General features: G+C 47.1%; 12 protein-coding genes. 9 read left to right on the top strand and 3 right to left on the bottom strand.

The annotated features are described in order from the left end of the window. The first annotated feature begins 16 nt into the window (after positions 1-16). Genes coaE through uvrC form a run of 4 tightly spaced genes read left to right on the top strand, consistent with a single transcriptional unit; the run spans position 17 to position 7423 of the window. Positions 17-610 carry a dephospho-CoA kinase gene (gene coaE / locus AURUGA1_RS04050; protein WP_114128984.1) on the top strand — a complete coding sequence of 198 codons (594 nt, stop codon included), beginning with the start codon at positions 17-19 and terminating at the stop codon, positions 608-610. A 4-nt stretch (positions 611-614) separates the two neighbouring features. Continuing rightward, positions 615-2693, top strand: a complete 2079-nt coding sequence (gene uvrB, locus AURUGA1_RS04045) for an excinuclease ABC subunit UvrB (RefSeq protein ID WP_114128983.1) — start codon at positions 615-617, stop codon at positions 2691-2693. 4 nt (positions 2694-2697) lie between these two features. Then, on the top strand, positions 2698-5550 hold the full coding sequence (uvrA, locus tag AURUGA1_RS04040; protein ID WP_205214631.1) for an excinuclease ABC subunit UvrA: 2853 nt from the start codon (positions 2698-2700) through the stop codon (positions 5548-5550). Between the two features lie 4 nt (positions 5551-5554). Continuing rightward, positions 5555-7423, top strand: coding sequence for an excinuclease ABC subunit UvrC (gene uvrC / locus AURUGA1_RS04035; RefSeq protein WP_114128981.1), 1869 nt, complete (start codon positions 5555-5557; stop codon positions 7421-7423). Here the strand turns inward: uvrC and AURUGA1_RS04030 are convergent. Beyond that, positions 7408-8130 (bottom strand): glycerophosphodiester phosphodiesterase family protein, encoded by a 723-nt coding sequence (locus AURUGA1_RS04030; protein ID WP_114128980.1) that lies wholly within the window; start codon positions 8128-8130, stop codon positions 7408-7410. The genes uvrC and AURUGA1_RS04030 overlap by 16 nt on opposite strands. 65 nt (positions 8131-8195) lie before the next feature. Here AURUGA1_RS04030 and AURUGA1_RS04025 point away from each other — a divergent pair, with 65 nt between their 5' ends. Next, the gene (locus tag AURUGA1_RS04025) at positions 8196-8960 is read left to right on the top strand and encodes an SDR family oxidoreductase (protein ID WP_114128979.1); all 765 of its coding nucleotides are present in this window, start codon (positions 8196-8198) and stop codon (positions 8958-8960) included. Between the two features lie 2 nt (positions 8961-8962). Continuing rightward, entirely contained in the window at positions 8963-9421 is a 459-nt protein-coding gene (locus tag AURUGA1_RS04020) for an NUDIX hydrolase (protein WP_114128978.1), read from the top strand. 47 nt (positions 9422-9468) lie between these two features. Here the strand turns inward: AURUGA1_RS04020 and AURUGA1_RS04015 are convergent, their stop codons facing one another. Continuing rightward, entirely contained in the window at positions 9469-10068 is a 600-nt protein-coding gene (locus AURUGA1_RS04015; protein ID WP_162784055.1) for an HdeD family acid-resistance protein, read from the bottom strand. A 327-nt stretch (positions 10069-10395) separates the two neighbouring features. Between AURUGA1_RS04015 and AURUGA1_RS04010 the strand changes: the two genes are divergently transcribed. Genes AURUGA1_RS04010 through glpK form a run of 3 tightly spaced genes read left to right on the top strand, consistent with a single transcriptional unit; the run spans position 10396 to position 14363 of the window. Then, a complete protein-coding gene (locus AURUGA1_RS04010; protein WP_162784054.1) occupies positions 10396-11607 on the top strand; it encodes an MFS transporter in 1212 nt (403 codons plus the stop codon). Between the two features lie 18 nt (positions 11608-11625). Beyond that, complete coding sequence (locus AURUGA1_RS04005) at positions 11626-12819, top strand: MFS transporter (protein WP_162784053.1); 1194 nt, start codon at positions 11626-11628, stop codon at positions 12817-12819. A gap of 29 nt (positions 12820-12848) precedes the next feature. Next, complete coding sequence (glpK, locus tag AURUGA1_RS04000; RefSeq protein WP_114128974.1) at positions 12849-14363, top strand: glycerol kinase GlpK; 1515 nt, start codon at positions 12849-12851, stop codon at positions 14361-14363. Here glpK and trpD read toward each other — a convergent pair. Next, entirely contained in the window at positions 14360-15412 is a 1053-nt protein-coding gene (gene trpD / locus AURUGA1_RS03995; RefSeq protein ID WP_114128973.1) for an anthranilate phosphoribosyltransferase, read from the bottom strand. The genes glpK and trpD overlap by 4 nt on opposite strands. Positions 15413-15451 lie beyond the last annotated feature (39 nt).

Below are 15451 nucleotides of genomic sequence, written 5' to 3'. Positions count from 1 at the left end.
TGGTTAACATGGAAATATGAAGCTCATTGGCCTCACCGGCGGTATAGGTTCAGGAAAGTCAACTATTGCCCGCCGTTTAGCAGAACATGGTGCTCATGTCATCGACGCCGATCAGGTGGCCCGCGAAGTCGTTGAACCTGGATCTACGGCACTTGCCCAACTTGTAAAACTATTTGGCGTTGATATTCTCACTGAGGATGGAAGTCTCAATAGAGGCGCCTTGGGGGATATTGTCTTTACCGACGCTGAAGCGCTGAGAAAACTGAACGCAATTGTTCATCCTGCTGTTCGTGAAAGAACTGCCCTCTTGATTTCTCAAGCTCCACAAGATTCGATTGTTGTCTACGATGTACCGTTACTTGTTGAGAGCGATAACTCTTACACTTTCGACGCCATCGTCGTCGCTTCAGCTCCTGAACATGTTCGCGTTGAGAGGTTGATGGAACACCGTGGAATGCTTGAATCAGAAGCCCTTGCGCGAATTCAGTCACAAGCTACCGAGGAAGAGCGTCTTCGATTAGCCAATCACGTTATTGATACAAGCGGTGATCTACTCCATACATACAATCAAGTTGACGCACTCTGGCAGGAGCTAACGAAAGTAGAATAGGGGAGTGGAACCTAGACGATCTGAGAAGCCTTTCAAGGTCGTAAGTGAGTATTCACCGAGTGGAGACCAACCTGCTGCGATTTCTGAATTAGCAAACCGCATCAATGCAGGTGAGACCGATGTCGTGCTCCTGGGAGCAACTGGTACTGGAAAATCTGCTACGACCGCCTGGTTAGTAGAAGCTGTTCAACGTCCCACATTGATACTCGCTCACAACAAAACTCTGGCAGCTCAGCTTGCCACTGAGTTCCGTGAACTACTACCTGAAAACGCCGTCGAATATTTTGTGTCCTACTACGACTACTACCAGCCAGAAGCGTATGTTCCCCAGACAGATACATTCATCGAAAAAGATAGTTCTATCAATGCTGAAGTTGAAAGGCTGAGACACTCAACTACGAATTCATTATTGACACGCAGAGATGTTGTCGTTGTCTCAACTGTGTCCTGCATTTATGGCCTGGGTGCGCCTCAGGAATACCTCGAAGCAATGATCACTCTTCAGGTCGGTGAGCGGATTCAACGTGATGCGATCCTGCGCCAATTTGTTTCAATGCAATACGCACGCAATGATATTGATTTCTCTCGAGGTAATTTTAGGGTTCGTGGTGACACCATCGAAATTATTCCTATGTACGAGGAACTTGCTGTTCGCATAGAAATGTTCGGAGATGAGATTGAAGCTCTCTACAGTCTTCATCCGTTGACTGGCGATGTCGTAGAAAAGCTCGACATGGTTTCCGTCTTTCCTGCTTCCCACTACGTGGCCAGTGAAGACATTATGAAACGGGCAATCATCACCATCAGAGAAGAGATGGAAGATCGCGTTGCTGAACTCGAGAAGCAAAATAAGCTTCTTGAAGCTCAGCGTCTGCGAATGCGTACTACTTTTGATCTTGAAATGATGGAACAGATTGGATTTTGTTCCGGAATCGAAAACTATTCACGCCATATTGATGTACGAGAGCCAGGAGAGGCTCCTCAGTGTCTTTTGGACTATTTTCCTGATGATTTTCTTTGTGTCATTGATGAGTCACACGTCACAGTTCCACAAATTGGTGCAATGCATGAAGGCGATGCGTCAAGGAAAAGAACTCTAGTTGAACACGGATTTCGTCTTCCATCAGCACTTGATAACAGGCCTCTTCGTTTTGACGAATTCAAAGAGCGTGTTGGGCAAACTGTTTATCTTTCAGCAACACCTGGCAAATATGAATTGGGGATTGCAGACGGTGTTGTCGAACAAATCATTCGCCCTACAGGTCTAGTCGACCCGCAAATTGTCATCAAACCCTCCCGTGGTCAAATCGATGATCTTCTTGAACAAATCCGAGTTCGTGCCGCTAAAGATGAGCGTGTGTTGGTGACCACGTTGACAAAAAAGATGGCTGAAGAACTCACAGACTTCCTCACAGAAGCAGGTGTGCGTGTCCGCTACCTCCACTCGGATGTCGACACACTTCGGCGCGTTGAACTTCTGACAGAACTCCGTCAAGGTGTCTTTGACGTGTTGGTTGGAATCAACTTACTGCGAGAAGGACTTGATCTCCCGGAGGTTTCACTTGTAGCTATTTTGGATGCAGATAAAGAAGGTTTCCTCAGATCAGCTACCTCCCTAATTCAAACAATTGGTCGTGCAGCACGAAACGTCTCAGGTGAAGTCCACATGTACGCAGACGTGGTAACTAAATCAATGCAGCAAGCGATTGAAGAGACAACGCGCCGACGTGAAAAACAAATTGCCTACAACAACGCTAACGGTATTGATCCACAACCTCTCAGGAAGAAGATTGCGGACATTACAGCAATGCTTCAGCGTGAGGAAGCAGATACAGCTGAGCTTCTTTCAGAGACAACAAAGAAATCTAAGCGGGGAACCGCATCAACTCCTGCACCTAGTTCACACACTCGTCTCATTGGTTCTGAGGGTGCCGAAGAATTAGAAAACATCATTCTTGATCTCAATGAGCAAATGCTCATAGCTGCAGCTGAACTTAAATTCGAACTCGCAGCTCGTTTAAGGGATGAACTTTCAGAGCTCAAACGTGAGCTTCGAATCATGAAGGAAGCTGGCCATGCCTAAATCTATGACTACTCATTCTCATCTGAGTGTGAAGGGGGCTCGAGTACACAACCTTCAAAACGTTGACCTCGAAATTCCTCGTGATTCTTTAGTTGTATTCACAGGTCTTTCTGGTTCTGGCAAATCTTCTTTAGCTTTCGACACCATTTTTGCCGAAGGACAACGTCGTTATGTTGAGTCATTATCTGCTTATGCACGACAGTTTTTGGGCCAGGTAGACCGTCCCGATGTTGATTTCATCGAAGGTCTTTCACCTGCCGTTTCAATCGATCAAAAGTCCACTAATCGGAACCCTCGCTCAACAGTAGGTACCATTACCGAAATTTATGACTATATGCGCCTTCTCTGGGCACGCATTGGTGTGCCGCACTGTCCTGAGTGCGGCGAAATCATTCAATCTCAGACTGTGCAGCAGATTGCAGATCAATTAATGGATCTGCCAGAGGGCACTAGATATCAGGTTGTTGCACCAGTCGTGTCGCAGAAAAAAGGTGAATTCGTTGACCTGTTCACTGAACTTACTGCCAGTGGTTATTCTCGGGTGATAGTTGACGGTAAGGTCATTCAGCTGAGCGAGGCACCTGCCTTGAAGAAAAGTTACAAGCACGATATTTCCGTCGTGATTGACCGTCTGGTTTCCGGTCCAGACATTCTTAACCGCCTAACAGACTCTTTGGAAACAGCCCTCAAGCTGACAAATGGAACCGTCGATATTAACTTCGTGGATCAAGAGGGAGAATCGGCGTGGCAATCGTTCAGTGAGAAACTCTCATGCCCCAATGCGCATCCCATCCAACTTGCAGAGATTGAACCTCGGACTTTCTCCTTCAATTCCCCTTTTGGAGCTTGTCCTGCTTGTTCTGGTCTGGGGACAAAGATGTCAGTCGATGAAGAACTACTTCTGGGAGATCCAAACCTCTCAATTAATGAAGGAGTCATTATCCCCTGGGCGACCCAAGGAAAGGGATTGTTTCAGTACTATGAAAAACTCCTGTTGGGGTTGGCAAACGATTTAGAGTTCTCGCTGAATACTCCCTGGCAAGAACTCGATGAAGAAATCCGTGAAGCTGTCATGAATGGCAACAACTTCAGCGTACGGGTGAAGTGGAAGAACAGATATGGGCGCGAAGTCCAATACAGTTCAGGCTTTGAAGGCGTAGTTCCCTACATCGAACGCCAATACCTGCAAGCTGAAACCGATATTCAACGTGCTCGATGGGCTGAATATTTGCGTGAAGTTCCCTGTCTTGAATGCAACGGCCAAAGGTTGAAGCCTGAAGTGTTAGCAGTCAAAATCAATGGGTTGTCTATCTCTGACCTCACTGAGCTTCCGTTGTCGGAGGCACGTGCCTTTATGGATTCGCTCACCTTGAATGACCGAGATGCGATGATCGCTGCTCAAGTGCTCCGAGAAATACGTGCACGTTTGAACTTTCTCATTGAAGTTGGTTTGAACTACCTCAATCTTTCCCGTTCCGCCGGATCATTATCTGGGGGAGAGGCACAAAGAATCCGTCTGGCAACACAGATTGGGTCTGGTCTAACTGGAGTACTTTATGTCCTCGATGAACCCTCTATCGGACTGCATCAGAGAGACAATCGTCGATTGATAGAGACTCTCATCAAGCTCCGTGATCTAGGTAATACCCTCATAGTTGTCGAACATGATGAGGACACAATTCACACCGCCGACTGGATTGTCGATATTGGTCCAGGAGCAGGCGTCAATGGTGGGCAAGTGGTTCATTCTGGCGATTACGAATCCCTACTTAAGAACACCAAATCAATCACGTCGGACTATGTATCCGGACGGGTTCAGATAGAAATTCCTAAAACCAGAAGGCCTCATAATAAGGATCGTGCATTGACAGTAGTTGGTGCAAAGGCGAACAATCTCAAGAATGTCACTGCAACATTTCCGCTTGGAACACTTACCGCAGTAACAGGTGTATCAGGTTCTGGAAAATCTTCCCTCGTCAATGACATTCTCTACAAGGTGCTCGCGAATAAACTCAACGGTGCTCGCACCGTTGCTGGCAAGCACACACGTGTCACTGGTCTGGAACATCTCGACAAAGTAATCCACGTGGACCAGAACCCTATTGGTCGGACCCCACGTTCAAACCCAGCCACATACACTGGCGTTTTTGACAAGATTCGTAATCTTTTTGCAGAAACAACTGAGTCAAAGACCCGCGGTTATCAACAGGGACGGTTTAGCTTCAACGTCAAAGGGGGGCGCTGTGAAGCCTGTGCTGGTGATGGCACGCTCAAGATTGAGATGAATTTTCTTCCCGATGTGTATGTCGATTGTGAGGTCTGTCACGGCAAACGTTACAACCGTGAAACGCTGCAAGTACGTTACAAAGGAAAAAACATTTCTGAAGTACTCGATATGCCCATTGCAGAAGCAGCTGAGTTCTTCGAGCCCATTTCTTCAATACATCGCTATCTCCAGACTCTCGTAGATGTCGGCTTGGGATACGTCCGTTTGGGTCAAAGTGCAACAACGCTCTCAGGTGGAGAGGCTCAACGCGTCAAATTAGCCACAGAACTGCAAAAACGTAGTAACGGAAGAAGTATTTACGTTCTCGACGAACCCACCACTGGTTTGCATTTTGAAGATGTTCGTAAACTTCTCCTTGTGCTGAACTCTCTTGTGGACAAAGGGAACACCGTGATAGTCATCGAACACAACCTCGATGTCATCAAGAGTGCAGACTGGATCATCGATTTGGGCCCTGAGGGTGGATCTGGTGGTGGCGAGATTATTGCTGAAGGAACGCCAGAAGAGGTAGCTGCAAACACGCGCAGTCACACGGGAATCTTCCTCAGAGAGATCATTGCAGTGAAGTAAGTCTATGGCCGACACAGTCCCATACCGCCCCAAAACGGGTGACATCCCTACCAATCCTGGCGTTTATCGCTTCCAGGATAGTAATGGTCGTGTGCTGTACGTCGGCAAAGCCAAAAATCTACGCGCTCGTCTCACAAGTTACTTTGCACCGCTGAACACACTTCATGAACGTACGCGACGTATGGTCACCTCTGCACACAAAGTTGAATGGACGATAGTCTCAACTGAATTTGAAGCACTTCAACTGGAATTCACCTGGATCAAAGAGTTTGATCCACCTTTCAATATTCAATTTAAAGACGACAAGAGTTATCCCTATTTGGCGATAACACTTGGTGAGAAAATTCCGCGTGTGATGGTTACGCGTACAAAAAAGATTCCACATGCTCGATATTTTGGGCCGTACACAAAAACATGGGCAATCAGAGAGACACTTGATTTGTTACTTCCGGTTTTTCCTGTACGCACATGCTCTGAAGGCGTCTATAAGAAAGCAGAGAGAGCTCAGCGCCCATGTCTTTTGGGTGATATTGGGCGTTGTGCCGCTCCGTGTGCCGGACGGATAACTCCAGAAGAACATCGATCATTAGCTTTAGATTTTGCCAACTTCATGACCGGTAAGAATTCTGAATACATCATGGAATTGCGCGACAAAATGGAGCGTGCCTCTAAAGAGCAGGACTATGAGTTAGCAGCGAAATTTCGTGACAACATTGTCGCATTAGAAACAGTTGCTTCAAAGAGTGCCGTAGTTCTTAGCGACGAAGTAGATGCTGACATTTTTGGCATTGCGCAAGATGAACTCTCAGCCGCAGTCCAGATGTTTATTGTTCGAGAAGGCCGTATTCGTGGTGTACATTCATGGAATGTTGACACAGAACTTGATGTGAACTCAGATGAGCTCATCGATAATATGCTTCGAACTGCATATGAATCAGAACTAGTTCCGCCCAGATCCATCTATGTTCCTGGAATACCAGAGGACGCTGAAGCAATAACATCATGGCTTACAAACATCAGACATGAACGTATTCAAAATTCTCGACAGACTTCTGTCAAACTGAAGCAAGCACAGCGAGGGGACATAGCGGCTTTGGCAAGCACTGTCTCTTTCAACGCTCAACAGTCACTTGTTCTCTACAAAACTAAGCGGCGCAACGATTACGTCTCACGCACTAAAGCTTTGGGGGACATTCAACTTGCCCTAGGACTGAAAGATTCACCTTTGCGAATCGAGTGTTTCGATATTTCTCATCTTGGTGGCACGAAAATTGTTGCAAGCATGGTTGTTTTTGAAGATGGTCTGCCAAAGAAGAGCGATTACCGCAAATTCAGCATTGCTCAAGCACGGGACGATACCGATGCGATGAACCAAGTGCTCGCAAGAAGGGCAGCATATTTAGTCGAAAGCAAGGAAGAAGCAACATCGCGGTCGAGCTTTTCTTATCCCCCTGGATTATTTCTTGTCGACGGAGCTGCTCCACAAGCTAAAGCGGCCGCACTTGCCCTCAAAGAGGCGGGAATTACAGACATTCCTGTGGTGGGTCTAGCAAAGCGGCTTGAAGAACTATGGTTGCCAGATGACAAATTCCCAACCATACTTCCAAGAAATTCTGAAGCGTTGTTTCTGTTGCAACAGTTACGCGATGAGGCACATCGGTTTGCAATTACTTTTCAACGTTCAACCCGCAAACGTGACATCTCTACAATTCTCACTGAAGTCCCTGGCATGGGACCTGCAAAGGTCAAATCGGTACTGAAAACTTTTGGCTCTGTGTCGCAACTGAGAAAAGCTACGGTGGAAGAAATTGCATCTACTCCATTGATTTCGTTGGCGTTAGCTCAGGCAATTAAGGATCATTTGTCGAAATAGGTACGTCGAACTTCCTGTGCCAGATCAGTTCTATCCGTCACAATGCCGTCAATACCGATAGAAAATAACTTTTTCATTTCTTGAGGGTCGTTAATTGTCCACACATGAACCAGAACTTGGGCTTCACGATAAATCTTCATCATTTTTGGCGAAACCAAATTGATTCCGTATGCGTTGGCTGGGATTTGAACGGCATCAAATTGTTTCAGAATCTTTATTGCTCGCTTGCGTGCACCCAGTGATGACCATAAAACTGTGCGAAGCATCTCAGCCAGGGCAGGGGACTGAGCTACCCCCGGAACTAGTTCTATTGTTCGTTTCCTTCGCCGTGCGCTAAATGAGGTAATGAGTACTCTTTTCTGCGCATTGCGTTTAGCGACTGTTCGTGCAACTGCATCTTCTGCATCTGAAGACTTGATATCGATATTGAAGAGAGTTTCTGGAAATGACGTCAGAGCAGCGTCCAAAGTTGGAACAAAATCAGGAAGTTCATCCATACTGAATTTGTTGATGTTCTTGCCATTGAACATGTCATCGTGAAACAGGATTGCAATTCCTTCCTTCGAGGAGTGTGCATCTGTCTCGATAACGTCAGCACCGAATTCAATCGCTCGCGAGAATGCCTCGAGTGTGTTCGGTGTGGACGTCTGCCACAGACCTTGATGCGCCAAAATGCAGGGACTTGGAAGCTGTGAATATGCGTGCACGGCTCGAGGCTAACATTCCAGATGCTTGCTAGTCTGCTATTTGAGTATTTATAAAGGAGTCTTGCGTGTCTAATCCTCTTGCACCTGGTTCACTTGCTGGAAAACGTGCCCTTGTTACCGGTTCTTCCCGTGGTATTGGTGCCGATACTGTCAACTATTTTGCTGAAGCCGGTGCAAAGGTAGTTGTTAACTTCCGAAACAAAGAAGCACGTGCTCAAAAAATTGTTGATGCAATCAATGCCAACGGGGGAGAGGCTATTGCCGTTGGAGCAGATTTGACTGACAGAGAGTCTGTCGCCGCAATGTTTGCTCAAGCACAAGAAGCTTTTGGCGGGCTAGATATCCTCGTCATGAATGCCTCCGGAGGTATGGAGGCTGGCATGGGCGAGGATTACGCAATGAAACTCAACCGTGATTCTCAAGTGAATCTTCTAACTGAAGCACTGAATGTCCTTGCAGATGGGGCTCGCGTGGTGTTCGTGACTAGCCATCAAGCACACTTCATTCGTACTACTCCAACTATGGATGAGTATCTTCCTGTTGCGCTTTCTAAGCGCGCCGGAGAGGATGCCCTCCGAGAGATGATTCCGTTGCTAGAAGAGCGTGGAATCGGTTTTACGGTAGTTTCTGGCGACATGATTGAAGGCACAATTACTGCTACGTTGCTGGAACGAGCTAATCCAGGCGCAATTAATGCTCGAAAGGAATCAGCCGGAAAGCTTTACAACGTCAGCGAATTTGCCGCTGAAGTTGCTCTCGCAGCAGTTGAGCCCGTTCCCGCTGATAACACCAGACTCGTTGGAGATGTCAGTTCTTTCGTCGCTGAATAATCATGTCAAGACCTGCACACAGGCGCGTTTCTCGCGTTATCTTGCTTGATCCCGAGGATCGTTTCCTCTTGTTCAAAACGCATTCTCCAAATCTACTTATACCCAGAACTCGTTGGATTACTCCAGGTGGGGGAGTAGAGGACCACGAGAGTCATGCAGATGGTGCTAGACGTGAACTCTATGAAGAGACAGGTTTACGCATTGATAGTGTGGGCGAACCAATTTGGTCTATCAGTAGTGAATCAGTTTTCAGTGATGGACATGTTCAGACCACCTACAGTGAGTTCTTTGTTGTTCACACAGAATCTTTCCAGCCAGTTAATGACAACTGGATGGAAAACGAGTTTGTAGACATAACTGACATTCGCTGGTGGACTAAACCTGAGTTGGCCTCATCAGGGGAACAATATTCACCAGAACCCCTGTTTGAGCTCATAGATCAAGCAATTTCACTGAAATAAACAGAAAGGCCCTGGAATAAACCAGGGCCTTTCCTATTCGATATTTTCTAAATTCCAGCCTTTTTGGCCTGGACACCAATAACGATTGCTCCAATGACCTGAACAACTGCAAGTGCAATCAAGAAGATTCCCGCAACCATAGTCAAAACGGCGACTCCACCGAGTGGCACAAAGAGCATGACGATACCAGCAACAATGCCGATAATTCCTGCAAAGATTGCGAAACCACGGGAAGCAGCACGACCAGATTCGATAAGGGTCGCGATTCCATCGAGGATCCAAGAAAGACCTATCAGAATTCCAAGCAACTCAAGCGATGTTCCTGGGTTTCTCATTGCGAAGATACCCACAACAATAAGAAGAATTCCAAGAACGATACTGAGAACGCGTCCACCAGCGGTGAGACCCGGTGCAAAAATTCCGACCACGAGGCGTACAAGTCCTCGGATAAGGAAGTACAAACCAAGCAATACCGCTATGACTAAAAGTGTCGCACCAGGCCAAGCGAGGATCATGCCTCCAAATAAACCGGCTAGAACTGCACCGATCCAAAGACCAGTTTGAATCACTTTTACTGCTTGCTTAGAGTTTTCGTGGCCGTCTCCATAGAAGGCAAAACCCTGAAGATCTGGGGTTGGGGTAGACATTTTTCTCCTTAATTTTGCGATAAGCGCCTTCACACTATAAAGCCGCATGAGGAACACAGTTGGCATTCCTCGCTGAATTTGAGCACAACAGGTGTTTCTACCTATCAACATAAATTGATGTCAGTTTGAAAATTGAATCAGCAAACAAGCCATATTTCTGTATTGATAGCTGGGCTCAGCGGACAAAATTTTAAATTTGGCTCATACTGCAGTAGTTCCGCCACTGTTTTTGGTGTTGGTTCATGAGAACACAAAAACCTGAATATAACGGATAATACACATTATGTCAGTTCATATTTCAATTTCTACATCCCCTACGCTATAGAGGTGAGCAAACAGAGAATCTCAGGCAGAACTTGGTACTGGCTAACATTCGCAGCCTTCGGCGTCCAAGGTCTGTATTTCTCTACCTGGGTCAGCAGAACTCCAGAAATTCAAAAGTTATTGAAATTGGATACAGCCCAGATGGGTTTATTTTCTCTCGCAATGGCATTAGGTTCACTTTCTGGCTTGCTTATTAGCGGTCCTATCATTGCCAGATTTGGGACAAGAATTGTCCTCATTTGCGCATACTCAGCAGGAGCAGTATTTCTAGCAGCTCTAGGCTTCTTTGCAGAATTGGGATTGCTTCCCCTGTCCACTATTGCGATTGTTCTAGTGGGCCTATCTGGCGGCTCTGGTGGCCTCGCAATCAATATTGAGGGTGCAAATGTTGACCGTGAATCAACAAAAAGCCTCCTCCCCTCCCTCCATGGAGCTTTCAGTCTTGGTTCATTGCTTGGTGGCGCTATCGGAACACTGGCAATTGTCGCGGGAATCAGCGTCTTTACAAATTTCTTAGGAATGTCTGCTCTCGTTCTAATTGTCACCCTTATTGTCTGCATCCCACTTCCCCAAAACTCTGGAAAGCATGTTCATGCAGATATGAATACTGAAGAAATTCAGACAATAGCAACGGCCCGAGATCGTCGTCGGGTTTGGCGTGAACCACAGACTCTTATGGTTGCTTTTATTGTGATTGGGTTTAATCTTGCAGAGGGAACAGCAAGTACCTGGCTCCCAATCGCACTTGTGGATGCTGGACTTTCAGCGGCGATTGCTACGGCTTCTTACACTGTTTTTGCTGGAGCAATGGCAGTAGGACGCCTTTCGGGCGGCCCGATAGTTGACAAGTTAGGACGCTCTAAGGCCCTGCTTGCATTTGCCGCAATAACCGCGCTGGGAATTCTGATTGTGATTTTAACTGGTTGGATTGCACTGCCCCTGGTTGGAGCTGCTTTGTGGGGCCTTGGCAATTCAATTGGTTTCCCCCTGTGCGTCTCTGCAGTTTCAGAAGATCCACGATTGGCTGGCACACGTGTTGGGGTCCTCGTAATTGCGAGTAACACATCGGGTATAGCTGGTCCCCCACTTCTGGGCTTTATTGGTCAGGTTGCGGGTCTGTTTACCGCATTCCTCGTTCCATTCTTGCTTCTGCTTTCAGGTATGTTCTTCAATTCAGCAACAAGGACCCATTCAATTGTCGACGCGCGTCGATAGATGTGGTTAAATACTACTATGAACACTGTCGTTCCAGATGGTAAATCATTGCGCGCGCAAGCAATCATTCTGTTTTTATATTTTTTTGTTTTCGGTGTCGGCGGTGCTTCCTGGCTAGTCAGACTGCCAGATGTTCGAAGTTTCATTGATGTTTCTACATCAATTTTGGGATGGGTTCTTTTTGCCGGCTCTATAGGGGCAATGACTGCACTCATTGCCTCTGGCCGATTCGTTGCAAGATTTGGTGCTCGCACCGCAGTGGTAGTTGGCTTTACAACCCTAGGCATTGGCCAAGTTGTTCAAGCACTCTCCTTGATTGAAGAATCATCTGTTGGTGTTGCTTTCGGTGGCCTTATCGCCGGATTGGGATACGGTATCGGAGATGTCGGCATCAACGTCGAGGGTGCAGAACTAGAAAAACTTCGTGGTAAAAGCCTACTTCCCCAGCTTCATGGTGCCTATAGTTTGGGTGCACTCGCCGGAGCTGGCATAGGGACCTTGGCCATCGTCACGAATTTCTCCCTGGTTATCCAAATGATTGTCATTGCAGTAATTACAACAGCGATTGCATGGTTTACCTACAGGAATCTTCCCCTATCCACGGGGCGAACCCATATTTCCAACAGCGAGAAACAAGCACATCGTGAACCGGTCGTGCTGTCCAAACGAATAGTATTTCTCGGTCTTGGAATCATGGGGTTATCACTTGCCGAAGGTGGCTCGAATGACTGGTTAGCTTTGTCAGTTGTAGACGACTATGGTCTTGATACAACGACTGCAGGCATCACATTTGCAATCATGACTTTAGCCATGGTTGTTACTCGATTCTCTGGCGGTCGTTTAGTGGATCGATTTGGACGAGTATTCGCATTGCGCGTGTTGGGAACAGCTGGCGTTATCGGAATTTTGCTTGTCATTCTCTCCCCCACAATCTATTTTGCTTGGCTAGGAGCTGCCCTGTGGGGTGCGGGCGTAGCTCTGGGATTCCCTTTGTTTATTTCTGCTGCAGCAGACGGAGAAAATTCATCTCAACGTGTAGCAACCGTTACTGCTTTTGGTTATGCAGCGTTTTTAGTAGGTCCTCCCCTTTTGGGATTTATCGGTCAGGCGTGGGGACTTCTCAACATGTTCTATTTACTCGCTTTATTTGTAGCTTGTGCGGTTTTTTTCGCAGGTGCAGCAAAGCCTTTAGAGCCACAAAAAAATCAGTAATTTACAGTCTTTACTGATAGTTTTCAGCCATGAGTGACTCTTATGTTCTTGCCATTGACAACGGAACGACCAGTACACGAGCAATAGTTTTCGATCGCATGGGTAATAAATGCGGCACGGGACAGTTAGAGACGACTCAAATCTTTCCTCACAGTGGATGGGTGGAGCACGACCCCAAGGAAATTTGGGCAAATACAAAAAAGGTCATTGAGCTTGCTGTAGAAGATGCAGGGGTAAAACCGGAGCAGATCCGCGCGATTGGTATTGCAAACCAGCGTGAAACAACAGTTATTTGGGATAAAGAAACTGGCCACCCGCTCTACAACGCGATTGTCTGGCAAGACACGAGAACTCAACAATTAGTTGATCGTCTAGCCGCAAATGCTGATGGTTCTTTTGATTTCAATAAGCTCAAAGAAAAAACGGGATTGCCTCTAGCTTCCTATTTCTCTGCCACGAAAATTATGTGGATTTTTGAGAATGTGCCTCTTGCTCGTAAATTAGCGGCGCAAAACAAGCTCGCGTTTGGCACTATCGATTCTTGGTTGCTCTGGAATCTCACCGGCGTCCATGCAACTGATGTCACTAATGCTTCTCGGACGCTGTTGATGAACCTTCACACCCTTGAATGGGATGCGGAATTACTAAGTTTCTTTGATATTCCGCAAGAAATATTGCCTGAAATAAGATCCTCCTCAGAAATATATGGGCTTGCACACGAGGTTCTTCCTGGTGTGCCTGTATCGGGAATTCTTGGGGATCAGCAAGCAGCTACTTTTGGCCAAGCAGCGTTTTCCTCTGGAGAAGCTAAGAACACTTACGGAACTGGTAATTTTCTGATTTTTAATACCGGGCACGACATTGTGCATTCACGTAATGGTCTTCTCACCACTGTTGCTTATAAGTTGGGAGAACAACCTGCCAATTACGCTTTAGAGGGCTCAATAGCGGTAACCGGGTCGCTGGTTCAATGGTTGCGTGACAACCTCGGCATAATCTCGAGTGCAAGTGAAATCGAGGAATTGGCTGCAAGCGTTGAAGACAACGGGGGCGCATATTTTGTTCCCGCGTTTAGTGGTTTATTCGCCCCACACTGGAGGCCTGACGCGCGTGGAGTCATTGTCGGACTTACCCGCTACGTCAACAAAGCACATATTGCACGTGCAGCTTTGGAAGAAGTTGCATTCCAGACTCGAGAAGTTCTTGATGCGACCAATGCGGATACAGGTCTTCCACTCAGAGAAGTACGAGTTGATGGCGGAATGATTGCGAACAATTTGTTAATGCAATTCCAAGCAGACATTCTGGGCGTTCCTGTCGTCAGACCGGTCATCGCAGAAACAACCGCACTAGGAGCTGCCTATGCCGCTGGTTTAGCAGTTGGCTATTGGCAGAGCACAGCTGAACTTCGAGCCCTGTGGCAAGAACAGACTAGGTGGGAACCTAGATTCTCGGAGGAAGAGAGATCGCGTCTCCTGCGAGTGTGGAATAAGGCAGTAGAAAAGAGTCTTAATTGGGTAGACATTGACTCTCCCCAGAATTAAATTTGTGTTGCCTGAACCCAGTCGTTGAGTTTGGAAATCGCAGCACCTGAATCAATTGCTTGTGCTGCAATCTCCATTTTTTCGTGAAGTCTTTCAGCGATGGGTCGCAGAACCTGAGACGAATCTTGGGCAAGCTCATAGGAAACTAAGCCAGCTGCCGCGTTCAGCAACACGATGTCTCTCACTGGTCCTGTTTCTCCTGCAAAAGTATTCTTGAGCACCTGTCCGTTGTAACTGGGTTCACCACCTCGAATGTCCTCAAGACGGGCGCGTGGGATACCGAGATCGGACGGGTCGAGGTCGTGCTCAACAATTTGGCCCCGTGATATTTCCCAGATGTGACTGTGACCGGTGGTCGTCAGCTCATCGAGACCATCATCGCCGCGGAAGACAAGAGCTGTTGCATCACGGGTGCGAAAAACTCCAGTAATCAGGGGAACCCTATCCAAATGGGCAACTCCTACAGCAGATGCTTCCGGACGTGCAGGGTTACACAAGGGACCAAGGATATTGAAGATTGTCGGTACACCTAAATCACGTCGCGCTTCTGCAACGTGCCGGAATCCTGGATGGAATGCTGCAGCGTACGCAAAAGTGATTCCGACTTTGTCTAATACCTCAGCCACTTGGGTATTGGAAAGAGCAAGATTAATTCCGAGTTCAGATAGAACATCTGAGGAACCAGAGGCACTACTTGCTGCACGATTTCCATGCTTAACCACTGGAACACCTGCTGCAGAACAGACAATGGCTGCTGAACTAGAAATGTTCACTGTGTTGTGACGATCTCCGCCCGTACCAACGATGTCTAGAGCCATTGCAGGCACAGGTAGTTCCAGGGCATTAGAAAGAACAGCGTCGCGGAATCCAACTAGCTCGTGTACCGCTTCACCTTTGGAGCGCAATGCAATCAAAAATCCAGCAATTTGGGCATTTGTTGCATTTCCAGTGATGATCTGGTTCATTGCCCATTCCGCTTCAGAAATGGTCAAATCAGTGCCATCAAGAAGTGAAGTGAGGATTTGTGGCCACGAGTAGTTTTCGCTCATAGGTAACAGGCTACTTGTACAGCGTGGCGGTCGTCGATT

Origin of the sequence: Aurantimicrobium sp. MWH-Uga1, from assembly GCF_003325955.1 — a bacterium.
GTDB lineage: Bacteria > Actinomycetota > Actinomycetes > Actinomycetales > Microbacteriaceae > Aurantimicrobium.
This window is presented reverse-complemented; position numbering and strand designations above follow the sequence as displayed.